This window comes from Streptomyces sp. NBC_01478 (genome assembly GCF_036227225.1).
Taxonomy (GTDB): Bacteria; Actinomycetota; Actinomycetes; order Streptomycetales; family Streptomycetaceae; genus Streptomyces.
In genome coordinates this window covers 11,629,104-11,645,821 of record NZ_CP109444.1, presented here as the reverse complement: position 1 = coordinate 11,645,821, position 16,718 = coordinate 11,629,104, and the positions used below count along the sequence as shown (strand labels likewise).

Below are 16,718 nucleotides of genomic sequence, written 5' to 3'. Positions count from 1 at the left end.
CTCAACTCCTCGATGACGGTGACTGGTTGGCCTCGGCGAAGAGCACCCGTGGGTCCTCGCTGCCGCAGGCGCAGCGGCCGGTGAGCACGCGTCCGGCGATGCCGAGCGGGGTCTCGGGCAGCAGTGAGGTACGCTCCTCCCCCGCCGCCACGGACAGTTGTCCGTCCCGCGCGCCGACCCGCCACTCGGCCGCGTTGACGTGCGCGCCCCCTCGCTCGGGGCACTCCAGCGCGAGGGCCGGTCCCACGGTCGCTATCAGGGCGGCGGACACGCCCACCCCGCGCAGCAGCGGGACGGCGGCGGGCCGGGCCAGCACGACCGGCGTCGTCCGGAACATCTCACCGACGTCGGCCGCACCGGCCAGCCCCTCCAGGGTCTCGGCCGACAGGCCGATGACCGCGTGCGGGGCGAGTTCGCGGTGGAAGACGGCGGTCCTGCGGTGGTCCCAGCCCATCGCCTCGGCGATGCCGTACGGCACCTTGAGCGCGCGCAGGGCACCGATCACCGCGTGTCCCCAGAAGCCCTCGAAGCCGGAGGTGGTCAGCAACGCCCGCTGTCCGGCGGCGAGGCCGTGATCCCGGAACCGTGCCGTGACCCAGTCGGTGTCGCGGGCGAGTTCGGCCCAGGTCAGCTCCATGTCCCGGATGCCCGCGGAGGTGGGGAAGCGTACGAGGTAGGCGAGTTCGGGCCGGTCGAGGGTGCGGGCCCGGGCCAGGGTGTCGGCGCGGGCCATCAACTCTTCACCACCCGGGGGAACTTGGCGACGCTGGTCATGGTCTTCAACAGGTCCTCCTCGGTGCGCATGTCGAGCACCGGCTTGACGCCGGTCCGCTCCCGCACGGCTTCGCCCAGGCGTCCGGCGAGGGCGTCGACGTCGCCGGTGAGCCGGGGGTCGTAGCCGACGCGCAGGCGCAGTTCGTCGACCTCGCGGCCGTTCCGGACGATCTGGAAGACGCCCGCCACGGTCTCGGGCTGGTCCTCGACCGCCTGCCAGATGTCCCGCAGGACCACGGAGCGCCCCTGGACCAGGGTCTCGTCGCCGCGCCGGCCGGCCACCCACATCCGGGCGTGGGTGCGCCCGCAGCCGCAGCGGTCCCTCGACAGGCGGACGAGGTCCTCGCTGCGGTAACGGATCAGCGGTGCGGCCCGGTTGTCGAGGTCGGTGGCGACGAGTTCGCCGAGGTCGCCCTCCGCCGCGTCGCGCCAGCCGTGCTCGTCGACCTCGACGCACTCCGCGAAGACGGTGTCCTCCCAGAGGTGGAAGCCGTCGTGTTCGCGGCACTCCCAGGCGGTGCCGGTGTCGGCGGCGCTGGTGTACTCGTAGACGTCGATGCCCCAGTCCTCGCGGATCCGCTCGCGCATCTTCCGGCTGAGGGGCTGTCCGGCGCAGGAGGCACCCTTGAGGGAGGAGAACGCCTCCTTGAGATCCGTCGTGCCGGCCAGGTGCTCCAGCTCCACCATCTGCGGATACATCATCTGGAGGTAGGCCGGGCGGTAGGTGCGCAGGGCCTCGACGACCTCGGGCATGTTCCCCATCCAGGTGTCCACCTCGATGACCACCGCGCCCAGCGCCTGGAAGCCGGCGTCCATGAGGTTGCGGAAGGTGCCGGGCGGGCTCAGCACCCGGTCTCCCGGCCGGAGGCCGAGTTCCCACAGGTCACGCACCTGCGCGGTGACCAGGGGCGGTGCGCCCTCCCAGATCTCGGCGAAGAACTCCGGGTCGCCGGTGGTGCCCGAGCTGGAAGAGACGGAGGTCAGTTCCTCGGTCGGGACGCAGAGCAGACCGCCGAAGGGGTCGCCGGTGCGGGCCCGGTGGGCGCGCACCATGTCCTTGGTGATGAACGGGACGCGTGCCCGGAAGTCGTCCAGGGTGCGGACGTCGCGCGGGTGCACCCCGTGCTCGTCCCAGAGCGCGCGGTAGAAGGCGGAGTTGACGTAGGCGTACTCGACGAGTTCCACCACCCGCTCCTCCTGCCGTGCCCGCAGCAGGTCCCGGGCCATGGTCTCCACCTGTGGCTCGAAGTACCTGTCAGCGGTGTCGCTGTCCCCGGCCATGGCGCCTCCTCGCGGCTTAGCTGCCCAGATCTTCCAGCTATCAGCGCAATCAGTCAACTAATTCGACTGAATCTCGGGGAACTCTCGCGCTCGCTCGATCCATATAGTTAACTATTAGCACTCATTAGAGCCCCGGGAGGGCGATGTGAAGATCGTTGTCTGCGTGAAGCACGTGCCCGACGCCACGGCGGACCGCACCTTCACCGAGGACGGCACCACCGACCGCGCGTCGGTCGACTCGCTGCTGTCCGAACTCGACGAGTACGCGGTCGAACAGGCCCTGCGGATCGCGGAGTCGGGCCCGGACGTCGAGATCTGTTACCTCACCGTCGGTCCGGACGACGCGAAGGACGCCCTGCGCAAGGCTCTCGCCATGGGCGGCGACTCGGCGGTGCACGTGGCAGACGAGGACATCGAGGGCAGTGACGTGTTCGCCACCTCGCTCGTGCTGGCCCAGGCGATCCAACGGCACGGCTTCGACCTCGTGCTGTGCGGGATGGCCTCGACGGACGGCGGCGCGGGCGTCGTACCGGCGCTGCTCGCGGAGCGGCTCGGCGTCCCGGCCGTCACCCACGTCGAGGAACTGACCGTCGAGGACGGCACGGTGACCGGGCGGCGCGAGGGCGACACCGCGACCGTGCGGGTCCGGAGCGGCCTGCCGGCCGTCGTGTCGGTGACCGACCGTTCCGGCGATGCCCGTTACCCCTCCTTCAAGGGGATCATGGCCGCGAAGAAGAAGCCCCTGGAGACCCTCGGCCTCGGCGACCTCGGCATCGGCGCCGGGCAGGTCGGCCGTACGGCCGCGTGGTCGGCGGTGGACACCGCGACCAGGCGTCCGCCGCGCACCAAGGGAGAACTCGTCTCCGACGACGGGACGGGCGGCATCGGGCTGGCCGCGTTCCTCACCGCCAAGAAGTTCGTCTGACCGACGAGTCCGTCTGTCCGACAAGTTCGCCCGACCGCCCCAAGGAGCGCAGCACCGTGGCCGAGATCCTCGTACTCGTCGATCACCTGGACGGCGTCGTCCGCAAGCCGACCCTCGAACTCCTCACCCTGGCACGCCGGTTGGGCGAGCCGTCGGCCGTCTTCCTCGGCCCCGGCGCGGACTCCGCGGCCGACACCCTCGGCCGGTACGGCGCGGCCAAGGTGTACGTCGTGGACGCACCCGAGGTCGAGGAGTTCCTCGTCACTCCGGCCGTCGACGCCCTCACCCAGATCGCCGAGAGCACCACCCCGGCGGCGATCCTGCTGCCGTCGGGCCCGGACGGCAAGGAGACCGCCGCCCGGGTCGCGCTCCGGCTGGGGTCGGGGCTGATCACGGACGCCGTCGACATCACGGCGGGCGCGGACGGGCGTCCGGTCACCGAGCAGTCCGCGTTCGCGGCGACGTACCAGGTGACAGCCCATGTCACCCGGGGCGCTCCGGTGATCACGGTGAAGCCGAACGCCACCGCACCCGAACCGGCCCCCGTCACACCCGAGTTGGAGAAGCGGGACATCGTCTTCGGCCCCGCCTCCGCCGCCGTGCAGATCCTGTCCCGCACGGCCCGCGAGCGCGGTGACCGCCCCGAACTGGCCGAGGCGGACATCGTCGTCTCCGGCGGCCGGGGCGTGAACGGCGCCGAGAACTTCGCCGTGATCGAGCGCGTCGCCGACGCCCTGGGCGCGGCCGTCGGGGCGTCCCGCGCCGCCGTCGACGCGGGCTGGTACCCGCACAGCCACCAGGTCGGCCAGACCGGCACGCAGGTCTCCCCGCAGCTCTATCTCGCGGCCGGCATCTCCGGGGCGATCCAGCACCGCGCGGGCATGCAGACCTCCAAGACCATCGTCGCCGTCAACAAGGACGCGGACGCCCCGATCTTCGAGCTCGCCGACTACGGCGTCGTAGGGGATCTCTTCCAGGTGCTCCCGCAACTGGTGGAGGAGATCGAGCGGCGCCTGAGCTGATCTCCTGCGCCTCCCGGCCTTCCGCCCGGCGGCAGATACGATTAAAATCGCTAACTGATTGCATCTATTGACCCGAAGGAGTGCCATGACGAAGATCTGGGTCAACTCCGGGGACTCCCATGTGATGGAGCCCGACGACCTGTGGCTCCGGGCGTTGCCACCGCGCCTCGCCGAGCGGGCGCCGCGCAGTGAGCGCGGCGACAAGTACGAGGTGCTGTACATCGACGGCGAGCGCATCGACCGCCAGCTCAACGACTTCATGGACGCCATGCGTCCGCCGGGTGCCCGGGACCTCCAGGTCCGGCTGAAGGACCTCGACCAGGAAGGCGTGTGGGGTCAACTGGCCTTCCCCTCCATGGGGTTCTGGCTGGTGTCGATCACCGAGCGGGAGCTGGCCCGGGAGACCGTGCGCGCCTGGAACGACTGGGCGCACTCCGAGGTCCTCGGGAAGCAGAAGCGCATCATCACTCCCGCCTGTGTGTCGACCGCCGACATCGACGACGCGGTCGCCGAGGTCGAGCGGGTCGCGGAGATGGGCTTCCAGTCGGTGTTCCTGCCGTGCCAGACGCGGCCCGGCGAGGAGTACGCCCTCGACCGCTGGGAACCGCTGTGGACGGCGGCCGAGCGGGCCGGTCTGGTGCTGGGCTTCCACATCGGCACCGGCGGCGAGAACGTCGTCTTCCGCGGTCCCGGCGGCGCGGTCGTCAACTACATGGAGACGACCTACCCGGGCATGCGGGTCGTGTCCCACATGGTCGCGGGCGGCGCCCTGGACCGGCACCCCGACCTGAAGATCCTGATCGCGGAGGGCGGCGCGGGCTGGGTGCCGGCCATCGGCGACCGGATGGACGAGGCCTACCGCCAGCACGGCATGTTCGTCCGGCCCAAGCTCAGCCGGCTGCCCAGCGAGATCATCAGGCAGCAGGTGTACGCCTCCTTCCAGCACGACAAGAGCTCGGTGGAGATCGTCGAGTCGACGGGCTACCGCAACGTGATGTGGGGCGACGACTACCCCCACCTGGAAGGCACTTACGGCCACACCCAGTCCACGCTGCACGAGCTGTTCGACGGCGTGTCCGCCGACATCCGCGAACGCGTCACCCGGGGCACCTTCGACGAGCTGTTCAAGCTGCCCGAGCAGACTCCCCAGGAGGCGGCGGTCTGAGCGGCGACACCCCGATGAGCAGACCGCCGTATCCCGAAGACCTGGAACGACCGGGCCTCGTGCGCACCGGCCGGTCGACCTTCGTCCGGCCCGTCCGGCCGGAGGACGCCGACCGTCTGGTCGCGTTCGTCGGCGGTCTGTCCCGGGCGACCCTGGCGTATCGGTCGCTCGGCCCGGTGGTCCGCGCCCGCGACGACGTCATCCGGCGCGGCGCCCATGTGGACTACCTCAACGAACTGGCGCTCGTCGCCCTGGCCGGCGACGAGATCGCGGGCCTGGTGCGCTACGTCCGCGACCCCGAGGAACCGGAACACGCCGAGGTCACCTTCACCATCCGCGACGACCACCAGAGCGAGGGGTTCGGCAGGCTGCTCCTGGAGCACATCGCCGCCGCCGCGCGCACCCGGGGCATCCGGGTCCTGGAGGCCGACGTCCTCGCCGACAACACCCGCATGATCAACGTGTTCCTCGGCTCCGGCTACCGGGTCGAGTCCGGGCCACCCGGCCAGATCGTCCACTTCGAGATCGCCGTCGACCCGCAGGCCCAGGCCGTCGCCCGGGCCGAACGCCGCGAGCACACGGCCGTACGGCGCTCTCTGCGCCCGCTGCTCGAACCCCGCTCGGTCGCGGTGATCGGCGCGAACCGGAGCCCCTTGACGATCGGCCACGAGATCGTCGCCAACCTGCTGCGGGGCGGTTTCCGGGGCTCCGTGTTCCCGGTCAATCCGCGCGCCGAGCAGATCGCGGGGGCACAGGCGTACCCGAACGTCCGGGAGCTGCCCGAGATGCCCGACCTGGCGCTGGTCGCCGTACGGGCCGAGGCGGTACCCGATGTCGTACGAGAGTGTGCGGAGGCCGGCGTCAAAGCGGTGGTCGTCGTCTCAACGGGCTTCGGGGAGACGGGAGTCGAAGGCCGGGCGACCGAGCTGGAGCTGGCGCGCTTCGCCCGTGCCTCCGGGATGCGGCTGGTGGGCCCGAACTGCATGGGCGTGGTCAACACGACGCCCGCCGCCCGGCTGGCCGCGACCTTCTCCCCCGCGCTCCCGACGCCGGGCCGGGTGGCGATGTCCAGCCAGTCCGGGCCGCTCGGGCTCGCGGTGCTCGACTTCGCCCGGCGGCTGCGGCTCGGCTTCTCCGGGTTCGTGTCGGTGGGCCACGCCGTGGACGTCTCCACCAACGATCTGCTCCAGTGGTGGGAGGAGGACCCCGAGACCTCGGTGGTCCTGCTGCACGTCGAGACCTTCGGCAATCCGCGCCGGTTCGCCCGGATCGCGCGCCGGGTCGCGCCGCGCAAGCCGATCGTCGCGGTGCACCCGGGGCACGCGGACCCTGCGGTCGACTCGCTCTTCGCCCAGTCCGGCGTCATCCGCACCCGCAGCCTCCAGGAACTCTTCGACGTAGCGCTCCTGTTGGCGCACCAGCCGCCCCCGCCGGGCAACCGGGTCGCCGTGATCACCAACGCGGGCGGCCCCGCCGCCCTGACCGTCGGAGCGTGCGAGGCGAGCGGCCTGAAGGTGCCCGCACTGGACGAGCGCCTACGGCACACACTCCGTACGGCGCTCTCGCCCCGCGCGGACGTCAGCAACCCGATCGACCTCACGCCCATGGCCACCGCCGCGCACTACCGGCAGGCACTGGACGCCGTCCTGGCCGACGACGGCATCGACGCCGCCGTGGTCCTCTTCATGCCCCCGCTGGCGGACAAGCCCGACGAGGTGGCGGCGGCGATCCTCGACGCGGCCGAGGCCGCGCCCGGGAAGCCTGTGGTCGCGAGTTTCCTGGGCGGCGCGGGCGTCGCCGATCTCCTGCACCGGGGCGAACTCGTCGTACCGACCTACGCGTTCCCCGAGTCCGCGGCCACTTCGCTCGGCCACGCGGCGGCGTACCAGGCGTGGCGCAGCACCCCCGCAGGGGTCATCCCGGACCTCCCGGGGGTCGACCCGGACCGGGCCCGCTCGCTGGTCGCCGGGTGCCCTCCCGGAGCCGTACCGCCGCAGATCGCCGCCGAGTTGCTGGACTCGTACGGCATCTCCGTACGGAACACGAACTCCCCGGGCCCGGACGCGTTCCTCTCCGTGCGCGCGGACCCGGTCTTCGGCCCGGTGATCGCGTTCGGTCTGACCGGGGACTACGCCGACCTCATGGCCGACGTCACCCACCGGATCACCCCGCTCAGCGACCGCGACGCCCGCGAGATGATCCGCTCGCTGCGGGCCGCCCCGCTGCTGGACGGCCGGGTGGGCGGCCCGGGTGTGGACCTGACGGCCCTCGAAGAAGCCGTGCTGCGGATCTCCGCGATGGTCGAGGACCTGCCCGAGATCGAGTCGATGGAACTGCGTCCGGTACGGCTGCTGCCGCCCGGGGACGGCGTCGCCGTCGCCCGAGCGACCATCCAACTCGCCGACAACACAAGGAAAGGCGGCCCCTCATGAAGGTCGGCATCTACTTCGACATGCGCAACCCCCCGCCCTGGCAACAGAGTTGGTCACGCGTCTACGGATTCGCCCTGGAGATGTGCGAGGAGGCGGACCGGCTCGGCCTCGACTCGGTCTGGTTCTCCGAACACCACGGCTTCGAGGACGGATACCTCCCGCAGCCGCTCACCATGGCCGCCGCGGTCGCCGCCCGCACGAGCAGGATCCGGCTGGGCACCGCGGTCATCCCCGCGCCCCTGCACGCGGCCCCCGAGCTCGCCGAACAGGCCGCGATCGTCGACATCATCAGCGACGGCCGCCTGGACCTCGGACTCGGCACCGGCTACCGCGTACCCGAGTACCGGCTCTACGGCGCCGATCTCGCCCGGCGCTACTCCACGACGGACCAGCGGGTGCGGGAGATCCGCGGTCTGTGGTCCGAGTCCCTGGTCACCCCCGGCCCGGTCCAGGACCCGCTGCCGATCTGGCTCGGCTACCAGGGCCCGCAGGGCGCACACCGGGCCGGACGGCTGGGCACCGGGCTGCTGTCCCTCAACCCGGCGCTGCTGACGCCGTACCGGGACGGCCTCGTCGAGGGCGGTCACGACGTGGCGACGGCCCGGATGCAGGGCTCGTTCACCACGTTCGTCACCGAGGACCCCGACGGCGACTGGCCGGTGGTGCGCAAACACCTGTCGTACCAGTGGGACAGCTATCGCCGGTACATGGTCGAGGGGACCGACCAGCCCGCGCCCCGCCCCATCGACCCCGAGAAGTGGCGGGCGACGGGGCTGCAAGCAACCGGTGTCGGCCAGTTCCTTTACGGCACCCCGCAGGACATCGCCGACACCGTCAAGGCGTACGTGGCGGGGTTGCCGGTGGAAGGGGTGTTCCTGTGGGCCTCGCTGGCCGGGATGCCCGAGGAGATGGTCGCCCGCCAGGTCCAGTTGATCGCCGGGAAGCTGCGCCCGCTGCTTGCCGATGTCTGACCCGAATGTCCGATCCAGGTGCCTGATCCAGGTGCCTGATCTACGTGCCTGATCTATGCGTCCGATCTAGATGTCCGATCCGAGGAGAAGCAGCGTGACCAGTACGACTCGTGGGGCCGGGATGCCGGCGGGACCCTGGGCGGGCGCGGACTTCCAGGAGCCGCCCCGCACCGCCGGCGGCGTGGCGCTGTGCGGCGCATGCCGTGTCGCCGGTTCCTGCCGTCTGGGTGTCGAGGGCGAACGGCTCGACGAGGACGGCGTGGCGGTCTTCGAGCTCACCTGTCCCCGCGACCAGGAGGGCGGCCCGAATGTCGCGCACGGCGGTTGGACCGCGGCCGTACTGGACGACTGTCTCGGTCATCTCCCGCTGCTGCACCGGGTGTTGAGCGTCACGGCGGAGCTGAGCGTGAGCTTCGTGAAGCCGGTGCCGGTGGAACGGCCGCTGGAGGTCCGGGCCCGGGTCGAGCGGCGCGAGGGCCGACGCTGGTACATCGCGGGCGAGATGGTGCTGCTGCCGACCCGCGCCGTGCTGGCCCGGGCCTCCGGGATCTGGGTGACCCGCGACCAGGGCCACTTCGCGCGCCACGAGGAGTGGCTGGCCGCCCAGGAGGCCAGGGGCGAAGGCGCGGGTCAGTAGGACCGCAGCCCCATGCTCCGGGCGATCCCGTTGCGTTGGATCTGGCTGGTTCCCCCGGAGATCGTGGCCACGATGGACTCCCGGTAGCGGAAGCTCATCACGCTCTCGGTCGAGAACCCGTGCCCGGCACAGACCTGCATCCCGAGCCGGGCGGCCGCCACATACGTCTCCGACCCCTTCAGCTTGGCCATCGAGCCCTCCCGGGTGCACGGCTTGCCCTGGGCGAGCAGCCAGGCGGCGCGGTACGCGAGCAGCCGGGCGGAGTCGATCTCGGTCTGCAGGTCGGCCATGTCATGGGCGAGAGCCTGGAAGTTCCCGATCGGACGGCCGAAGGCGTGCCGCGTGCGGGAGTACTCCAGCATCTCGTCCAACGTGGCCTGCGCGGCGCCCAGATAGCCCCCGGTGATGATCACCTTCTCCAGTTCGATGTTGGAGAGCATGACCTTCCAGCCCTCGTCGCGTGGTCCGACGAGGTTCTCCTTCGGGACCAGGGCGTCGTTGAAGAAGACCTCGTTGGTGCCGAGGATGTGCCGGGCCAGCGTCGGTGTCCGCCGCACCTCGACGCCGTCCGTCGCGGGGTCGACGAGCAGCAGGCTGATCCCGCCGTGCTTGGGCTCGCGGGGCCCGGTCCGTACGTAGGTCGCGATGGTCGTGTCGGGCAGGCCGCCGCCGGTGCACCACGCCTTCTGCCCGCGGACGAGGAACTGGTCACCGTGGTCCTCGGCGGTGGTGCGCAGCGCGGCGGCGTCGGACCCGCTGTCCGGCTCGCTGAGGCCTACGGCGAGCCGGTGTCGGCCCGTCATGACCTGCTCGCGGACGAAATCGCGCTGCGCCTCGTTACCCCACCGGAACACGGTGATCCCCGGGATGAGCACGCCGATGTAGCACATGGCGACGTCGAAACTGGCCCGGCCCAACTCCTCGGCGATCAGTATGAGTTCGAGTGGGCCGCCGCCGTCGCCGCCCTCCTCCTCACCGAACGGGAGGGAGAACCACCCCAGATCGGCCATGCCGCGGAACAGCTCGGGCGGCACGACGCCCTCCTCGTCCCACCGCTTGGCCTTCTCGGCCGGGCACACGTCGGCGACGAACTGCCGTGCCGTCGCGCGCAACAGGTCCTGCTCGTCGGTCAGCCCGAAATCCACGGCCACTCCTCGCCCACACTAGGCTAATCATCTAGCTAATTATTCTATGTTAGCGGATGGAAGGGGCGGTCGGAATGCCTGACGGTCGGCGGCGCACCCGTCGAAACTTCAGGCGGGCCACGTCGCGGGACCGGTCCAGGTGCATGGTGCAGGCCCGCGACGGCATCACGCGGGCAGCGGTCGGGCTTGGCGCTCGCCGCGCACCGGCAACGCCCAGAATCTCCAACTCCAGTGACAGCACGGCTAGTTCAGGGCGGGGGACGCTCAGTCCCGTACAGGCCACGCAACCGTCCCGCCGTGATCACCCTCCCGCACACCTTGGCGCACCGGGCAACTCACGTCACTGATCCGACCCACAGCCCCTCGTACACAGTCGGCCAGATTTCAACTGTGCCGTTCCGTGTTGCTCGCGTATCAATGGGGATCGCAAGTTCCGACGGACCGTCAGATTCGATCCCCCGCAGTGTGCCCGCACCCACCCGGCCCGGGGTCGCCATCCCACACATGGCACTCCCACCAACGGGAAGGGAACACGATCCCCATGAAACGACTGACCACAGGTGCGGCACTCACGGCCGCGGTCATTGCCGCCACGACGCTGGCCTTGGCGCCCTCCGCATCCGCCGCCGTCACCCCGAGCTCCGCCACCATCACCGCCGCCTGCGGCATCTTCGGCGGCGGCACGGCCACGCTGACCGCGACCCAGGTCAGCAGCACTTCAGCCACCATCACCCTCAGCTCCACCGCCATCACCACACCGCTCGCCCTGACGGCGAACTCCATCAGCTCCACGCTCACCATGACCAACTCCACCGGCGCCAACCGGGTGTTCAGCGGCACCGTCAACCCGGCCATCCCCGCGGGCGGCGCGGTCACCGTCGGTCCGCTTCCCGGCACCGTGGCCGTCGGCGACAGCCTGGACTTCTACAAGGGCTCACTGAAGATGGTCATCTTCGGCATCTCCGTCACCTGTACGTCGAACGCCGCGCAGACGCCTGGGCCCTTCGTCTTCAGCTGAGCCTGCCGTGAGTGAGTGATTCGTTCCCGATGCCGCAAGGGCTGATGGACCTGACGATCTGTCAGGCTCTTGCGGCATCTCCACGGACGGCAGCGGCACATGAACGACTACGTCACACCCGCCGGTATCCAGTTCTGCCGGATGCCAATTCCTCGGAGATCCGCCAAGGTCGTCAGGTTCTCCTCATCCGGCGCTGCGGCATGTGAGCTGTGCGTCGATCTGCGCGGCGGTCTTGGGTCCGTCGTCGGTCCAGTACCGTCCGGCCTTCAGCTTCGCCGCAGATATCGTCCGCAGAGCGAGGACGCCGTCCCGGCCGTCGCCTGACGGATCCAGGTACCCGACCACGAGGTTCCGGGGAATGGCGGACCGGGCCGGCTCTGGGGCATGGTGCTCGAATCCGTCACCGGACCAGAGTGTGGCGACACCCTTCTTGGCCGATGGCGTCGTGGGGTTGGAGGCCCACCACAGGACGTGCGGATTCGCGCTGGTGTCGTCGTCGAAGTCCGTTACTTCTACACGCCGGATCACGTCAGTGGGGCAGACAGGGAATTTGACGACGATCGTCTGCCCTTCGACCCGCGCACCAACGACAGGGGGCACGGGGTCCGACATGCTGTAGACGCCGTACACCCAGGTACCCACGGCCGCGAGGACAACCAGTACGAGTACCGAGCCCCCCACCGCGAAGGCCCACACAGGTACTTTCCGGGGTTGCCTCAAGGGCATGGGTACCTGCCATCCTTCCAATTCGGGCGACGCTCCCAGATGTTTTTGAAGTGAAGTAGGCGGTGCCGAATGTGGTTCCGGCGCGGGCATGCAGGCCCCCTGCCGCCGGAGCAGACGCGCATACCGTAGCGGTACCGGCATCGGTAGCGGTCGCCAGCAGCGGCATCGACGCCGAGCTGCGCACAAACCTGCCCAACGGCCGCCCGCCTGCCGTGCAGTGCGCCGTCTACCGCGCGGTTCAGGAGGCGCTGACCGACATACGCAAGCACTCCCCCCACCCGGCCCGCCCTCCCCCTGCCCGGCGCCCACCGCGGCTTTGCCAGCCTGTACCAACGGGCCGAACTCCTCGGCGGCACCGTCACCTCCGGGCCCACGGCCGACGGCGGCTACGAACTTCGCCTGCGACTCCCGACTCAGGTCACACCGTGACCTGAACGGGGCACCCGAAGACCACGGGCCGATCAACTACCAGCGACAAAGGGCAAGTTCGGGTCTGTCTCGGCCGGCTGACCTGTGCAAGAGATCGACCTGGCCCGTCTCCTCACGCTCCTCTCGTTCCCTGCGGGCCTCGTGTCGGTTCGACCACATCCGAGACGTCGGCAACACCACCGCGATCAGCCCCACCGCGAGGCCGAGGACCATCTGCGTCGAGGTCAAGAAGTCGACGATGGCGTTGTCGTCGGCGGGCTGCTGCGGGGCGTACGGATGATCGGCGCGCAGGACCGAATGATCAGCGACCACAGCCGAGCGGTTCCGGGCAGCACTGCGGACAAGAGGTCGTCTTCTTCTCCGGCACCGCGCTGGTCACCTTCGGCGGCGGGTACGCCGTCCTCGCCCACGTCGCCCAGCAGGCCGTACAGCACTACGGCTGGCTCGGGGCCCTGCTGGCGACGTGGGTGACCTTCGTCCCCTCCTTCCTGTTCATCTTCCTCGGCGCTCCCCACATCGAGCGCCTGCGCGGCAGCCGCTCCGTCTCCGCCGCCCTGACCGGCACCACGGCCGCCGTCGCCGGTGTCACCGCCAACCTCTCGGACGGAACGTCCTACGCACCCTCGGTCTCCGCGCCGCACTCGGCCTGGCCACAGCGGCGGTCACCACCGTCTGGTGACGTGATCAACAACAAGGAACTGCCCACAACTCGCAATTGCGGGCGAGCCGCCTCTTTCAGGAACCCGCCTCCACACCCGCCAGGCCATGCCCGATGATGGTCGGGCCATGACCATGCTCCGTACGACGACGCACCGTGCGCCTCTGCCCGTTCTGCGGGCTGCGGTGTTCGCCGCCGTCGGGACGGTGCTGGGCGTGAGCGCCCACCACCTGATCGCCGAGGGGTCTGCGCCATGGCGGCAGAGCGCCTGGGCGGCCTTCGTACTCTTCGGGATCGGGCTCGCCGGTGCCCGGCGTCCGCGCACACTGGGCGCGGTGACGGCGACGAGCGCCACCGCCCAAGTGGGCCTGCACCTATGGCTGTCGACGGCGCACGCGCACACCACGATGCCGACGATGACCATGGACGCCCACCACCCCATGGGCGCCCATGGCGCCTGGCACGAGCGGCTGCACGGTTCGCTCGCGATGACCGCCGTGCACGCCGTCGCCGCCGTGCTCGTCGCCGTGCTGCTGCACCGCGCGGACGCGGCGTGCTGGTCGCTGGCGCGCGGCCTGACGGTGGTGGTGGACGGCGTGCGGGCACGCATCGCCACGGTCTGGGCGTTGCTGAGCGACCGCCTGGCACCGGCGCAGGGCGAGCTGCCGACGCTCGCCCGCGCGTGGATGGAACGTCCGCCGCCCCAGGGGGCGTTGCTCGCGGACGTGGTGGTACGGCGGGGTCCTCCGCCGGCGGGGTTCGTTCTCGCCAACTGATCCCGCCGGGGCGGCATCCTCGCCGCTCCGTGCTCCACCACGCCTGGAGACATCCATGTCCCGTCCTACGAACACCCGCCGTACCGCCCGGCGCCTGACCGTCGCCACCGCCGCGACGGCCGCCGCTATCCTGCTGACCGCGGGTCCGGCCGCCGCCCACGTGGAGGTCGAGTCCGAGAAGGCCCAGGCCCTCGCCGAGAACGTCGAGGTCTCCTTCGACGCCGAGTCGGAATCCAGCACGGCCGGGATCACCCAGATCCGCGTGGTCCTGCCCGAGGGCATCGCGCCCGCCGACGTGGCCTACGGCGAAGGTCCCAAGGGCTGGAAGTTCACTGCGAACGACGACGGCTACACCGTCAAAGGCCCGGCGGTGAAGGCCGGTGTGAACGCCGAGTACTCGGTCGTCGTCAAACAGCTCCCCGACGCGAAGGAACTGGCGTTCAAGACGCTGCAGACCTACAGCGACGGTCGTACCGACCGCTGGATCGAACTGGACGAGAGCGGCGAGCAGCCCGCCCCGGTGCTCAAGCTGAAGGCCGGCGCGGCCGGCGCGAAGTCCGCGAGCCCGACGCCGAGCGAGACGGCGTCCCAGTCCGCCTCGCCCTCGTCCTCACCCTCGGCCGAGGAGACCGAGCCCTCGGCCTCCCCCGTCGCCGAGGCCGAGACGAAGGACGACGGCGGCCTGTCGAGCGGTGCCTGGGTGGGCATCGGTGCCGTCGTGGTCGTAGCGGCGGGCGGGGCCTTCTATCTCGTACGCCGCCGGGGTGCCGCGTCCGCGTAGTCCCTTCCGGCGGACTGTCTTCGCCGTAACCGGCCCGGCCGACTCGACGCCACCTGTCCGAGTCGGCCGGGCTCTTCCGGTCTCCTGACGTACGGTGCGTCGCACTCAGCGGCCCGAGCCGGCTCCGCGTCAGTCGTGCGGGGTCTTGCCGGTGACGGCCATCGGCTCGACAGGTCCGTGGCTCAGCAGGTCGCGGGACGACTGCGCGACACCCGAGCAACAGCCGTACCTCTGTGCGTTGATCCGTCCCGCCCAACGAGAAGCCCGTGCACCGCAGTTGCCGAATCCACCGGGCCTTCCCACTCGGTCACGGAAACCTCGATATACCGGGTGCCGCTCGCCTCGTGGCGCGTACGTACGGCGGCCACGCTCTCCGCAGAACACGGGACGATCGCCACGATGTTGTTGCGAGCCAACACCTCGGCCATCACGCCCGTGCGTTCGAGATCTGTTCCGGGGCCGTCGAACCGGTCGAGCACTTCGACCCGGCGCTGATCGGCCAACAGCCGCTCAGCCAGGGTGTAGGCGGCAGACAGCCGATCGGCCGACTGCCGCCCGGTCACCCACACCGTGGCTCCCGGACAGGTACATCGGCACTTCAGGTCGCTCAACACGGGTACCCCCAGGCACGGGTGACGTCGCGCAGCGCCGCCGGCACGTTCGCCGCATCCGGCAGTGGCCGCGCTGTCTGGATCTTCCCTGACTTGATGTTGTCGCTCCAGTCACCGATGAAGGGCACGAACGGCCCGTGATCACGGCTGCTGTAATCCAGCATCGTCGGCGTCCACCGCACACCGAGATACGCGCAGATCTCCCGCGTGACCTCCTCCGGCCGCTCGGTCAACTCCTCGTAGCGGACCGTGAGACCGTCCAGCCCTCCGCGGGCAGCCTCGACCGCGTCGACGTACATGCGCACCTCACGCACGGTCGCATCCAGATCGCGGTCGGGACGGTTGTTGATCAGCGAGCTCACCATCGACGCCGGGTGACGCAGCAGGAAGATGTACCGGGCGTCGGGCCAGCCCTCCTGCAACCGCTCCCAGAACCCCGCGTTGCCGGGCGTCTTGTCCACGATGATCCGCTTGCCGCTGCGCACCAGTTCCCGGTGCAGAACGCGATCCCACAGCAGATACTCCAGCTCCCGCTGGTCGAGGTCGAGCTGCGCCATGGCCTTCGAGGTGTACGGCTTGGTGAGACCGACCGCCAGCGTGCGCAGGTGCATCTCGTGCGGGGCGCGGATCTGCGGATGACTGTTGAGCAGGACCCGCAGCAACGTGGAGCCGGAGCGCACAGAGGAGAGGACGAACACCGGGGCCGGCACAAGCCGGTCTGCCGCGTGCGCCATCGGAGGCTCGGCCGGCTTCCGTATCCGCCGCCGTACCGCGCCGACCACACGACGCGCCCCTGGACCGCTCAAGATCATCGCGATGCCTCCCTGCTCCGCCCGGTGTGCGGAGCGTTACCCTCCTGTTGAACGCTTGACCATACTGATGCCGCCCCCTGGTTTCACCATGGACAACCGATGAGAATCCCATGAGACAAACACGATGACGGAATCGACGTGACAGGTCGGTCAGCGCCCCAGACCCCGGCCCCGAACGCGCTGCGGCGGCGAGGCCGGCCGACACCTTTCCCCTCACGGAGGGTTCCCGATCCAGGGCATGGGAGCACTTCCCGCAGACCTCTATCCCGCACGACGTGGGATGGTCACTCTGCCCACCGCGTGCGGTGGAACTCCCCTGCCCGGACGGACCGGTTGACGAGCCGCAGAGGTCCGCCATTCCGACGAGGCAGTAGATCGCAAAGTCGTTGAAGGAATGCCGGGCAAGGAATTTCAGCAGCCAGGTGATCGAGCCGTACGCAACCACGAACGACACGGCGACGACGGCCAGAGACGCCCTCCCGACCCTGGCGCGACACCAGTGTCCTTGAAGAAGTACAGCAACACGATGGCGATGACGCCGACCTGACGGCGGAG

General features: G+C 70.2%; 16 protein-coding genes and 2 pseudogenes. 11 read left to right on the top strand and 7 right to left on the bottom strand.

Annotated elements, in window-relative coordinates; all coding sequences use genetic code 11:
- Window position 1: 1 nt before the first annotated feature.
- Window positions 2-733: a hypothetical protein gene (locus OG223_RS51690; RefSeq protein WP_329264737.1), complete on the bottom strand. Its 732-nt coding sequence runs from the start codon at window positions 731-733 to the stop codon at window positions 2-4.
- Entirely contained in the window at window positions 733-2,055 is a 1,323-nt protein-coding gene (locus OG223_RS51685) for a phenylacetate--CoA ligase family protein (RefSeq protein WP_329264736.1), read from the bottom strand. Before OG223_RS51685 ends, OG223_RS51690 begins: the two co-directional genes overlap by 1 nt.
- A 163-nt stretch (window positions 2,056-2,218) precedes the next feature.
- Here OG223_RS51685 and OG223_RS51680 point away from each other — a divergent pair, with 163 nt between their 5' ends.
- The 6 genes from OG223_RS51680 to OG223_RS51655 all read left to right on the top strand — a co-directional run bounded on the left by OG223_RS51680 (window position 2,219) and on the right by OG223_RS51655 (window position 9,207).
- Entirely contained in the window at window positions 2,219-2,980 is a 762-nt protein-coding gene (locus tag OG223_RS51680; protein ID WP_329264734.1) for an electron transfer flavoprotein subunit beta/FixA family protein, read from the top strand.
- Between the two features lie 56 nt (window positions 2,981-3,036).
- Window positions 3,037-4,002, top strand: a complete 966-nt coding sequence (locus tag OG223_RS51675) for an electron transfer flavoprotein subunit alpha/FixB family protein (RefSeq protein ID WP_329264733.1) — start codon at window positions 3,037-3,039, stop codon at window positions 4,000-4,002.
- Window positions 4,003-4,087: 85 nt separating this feature from the next.
- Entirely contained in the window at window positions 4,088-5,167 is a 1,080-nt protein-coding gene (locus tag OG223_RS51670; RefSeq protein WP_329264731.1) for an amidohydrolase family protein, read from the top strand.
- Between the two features lie 14 nt (window positions 5,168-5,181).
- Complete coding sequence (locus tag OG223_RS51665; RefSeq protein WP_329264729.1) at window positions 5,182-7,599, top strand: bifunctional acetate--CoA ligase family protein/GNAT family N-acetyltransferase; 2,418 nt, start codon at window positions 5,182-5,184, stop codon at window positions 7,597-7,599.
- A complete protein-coding gene (locus OG223_RS51660) occupies window positions 7,596-8,570 on the top strand; it encodes an LLM class flavin-dependent oxidoreductase (protein ID WP_329264726.1) in 975 nt (324 codons plus the stop codon). Before OG223_RS51665 ends, OG223_RS51660 begins: the two co-directional genes overlap by 4 nt.
- A gap of 94 nt (window positions 8,571-8,664) precedes the next feature.
- The gene (locus OG223_RS51655; RefSeq protein WP_329264724.1) at window positions 8,665-9,207 is read left to right on the top strand and encodes a PaaI family thioesterase; all 543 of its coding nucleotides are present in this window, start codon (window positions 8,665-8,667) and stop codon (window positions 9,205-9,207) included.
- Here OG223_RS51655 and OG223_RS51650 read toward each other — a convergent pair.
- Window positions 9,201-10,352: an acyl-CoA dehydrogenase family protein gene (locus OG223_RS51650; protein WP_329264722.1), complete on the bottom strand. Its 1,152-nt coding sequence runs from the start codon at window positions 10,350-10,352 to the stop codon at window positions 9,201-9,203. The genes OG223_RS51655 and OG223_RS51650 overlap by 7 nt on opposite strands.
- 541 nt (window positions 10,353-10,893) lie before the next feature.
- On the opposite strand from OG223_RS51650, the gene OG223_RS51645 reads away from it, so the two are divergent.
- The gene (locus OG223_RS51645) at window positions 10,894-11,370 is read left to right on the top strand and encodes a hypothetical protein (protein ID WP_329264720.1); all 477 of its coding nucleotides are present in this window, start codon (window positions 10,894-10,896) and stop codon (window positions 11,368-11,370) included.
- A 183-nt stretch (window positions 11,371-11,553) separates the two neighbouring features.
- Here OG223_RS51645 and OG223_RS51640 read toward each other — a convergent pair whose 3' ends face one another.
- On the bottom strand, window positions 11,554-12,066 hold the full coding sequence (locus OG223_RS51640) for a hypothetical protein (RefSeq protein WP_329264719.1): 513 nt from the start codon (window positions 12,064-12,066) through the stop codon (window positions 11,554-11,556).
- A gap of 179 nt (window positions 12,067-12,245) precedes the next feature.
- Between OG223_RS51640 and OG223_RS51635 the strand changes: the two are divergent.
- The 4 genes and pseudogenes from OG223_RS51635 to OG223_RS51620 all read left to right on the top strand — a co-directional run.
- Window positions 12,246-12,525 (top strand): annotated as a pseudogene (locus OG223_RS51635) (two-component sensor histidine kinase); the annotation flags it as partial.
- A gap of 77 nt (window positions 12,526-12,602) precedes the next feature.
- On the top strand, window positions 12,603-13,301 hold the full coding sequence (locus tag OG223_RS51630) for a chromate transporter (protein WP_329265905.1): 699 nt from the start codon (window positions 12,603-12,605) through the stop codon (window positions 13,299-13,301).
- Window positions 13,302-13,311: 10 nt separating this feature from the next.
- Window positions 13,312-13,959, top strand: coding sequence for a hypothetical protein (locus OG223_RS51625; protein WP_329264717.1), 648 nt, complete (start codon window positions 13,312-13,314; stop codon window positions 13,957-13,959).
- A gap of 55 nt (window positions 13,960-14,014) precedes the next feature.
- Window positions 14,015-14,740, top strand: a complete 726-nt coding sequence (locus OG223_RS51620; RefSeq protein WP_329264715.1) for a DUF1775 domain-containing protein — start codon at window positions 14,015-14,017, stop codon at window positions 14,738-14,740.
- Window positions 14,741-14,922: 182 nt separating this feature from the next.
- Here the strand turns inward: OG223_RS51620 and OG223_RS51615 are convergent, their stop codons facing one another.
- The 3 genes and pseudogenes from OG223_RS51615 to OG223_RS51605 all read right to left on the bottom strand — a co-directional run.
- Window positions 14,923-15,303, bottom strand: a complete 381-nt coding sequence (locus tag OG223_RS51615; RefSeq protein ID WP_329264713.1) for a hypothetical protein — start codon at window positions 15,301-15,303, stop codon at window positions 14,923-14,925.
- Window positions 15,304-15,347: 44 nt separating this feature from the next.
- On the bottom strand, window positions 15,348-16,163 hold the full coding sequence (locus tag OG223_RS51610; RefSeq protein ID WP_329264711.1) for a sulfotransferase family protein: 816 nt from the start codon (window positions 16,161-16,163) through the stop codon (window positions 15,348-15,350).
- A gap of 361 nt (window positions 16,164-16,524) precedes the next feature.
- Window positions 16,525-16,653, bottom strand: a pseudogene (locus tag OG223_RS51605) (undecaprenyl-diphosphatase); the annotation flags it as partial.
- Window positions 16,654-16,718 lie beyond the last annotated feature (65 nt).